This is a genomic window from Cupriavidus sp. SIMBA_020, assembly GCF_046535395.1.
GTDB lineage: Bacteria > Pseudomonadota > Gammaproteobacteria > Burkholderiales > Burkholderiaceae > Cupriavidus > Cupriavidus campinensis.
Genome location: NZ_JAWRWU010001229.1, coordinates 1 through 251, shown reverse-complemented (window position 1 = coordinate 251; position 251 = coordinate 1). Strand labels below are relative to the sequence as shown.

Here is a 251-nt window from a genome sequence, read left to right as displayed (position 1 = left end):
CCCGCATCGTGCAGACCGACGATCACGCGCTGCGCATCGAAAACGCGAATCCCGCGCAGCGGCTCGATATCGACGCGTACTGCGGCACGCACGCGCTCGACTTCGGCTTCGTCGATGCCGGGCGCACGCTCGGCGATTTCGGGCTCGTCGTGATGGACATGGATTCGACGCTGATCACGATCGAATGCATCGACGAGATCGCCGACTTCTGCGGGCTGAAAACGCAGGTCGCGGAGATCACCGAAGCGTCG

At 63.7% G+C, this 251-nt stretch carries 1 pseudogene; it reads left to right on the top strand.

Going from position 1 to position 251, the window contains the following annotated elements:
* Positions 1 to 251: pseudogene (locus tag SB751_RS33450) on the top strand (phosphoserine phosphatase SerB); the annotation flags it as partial.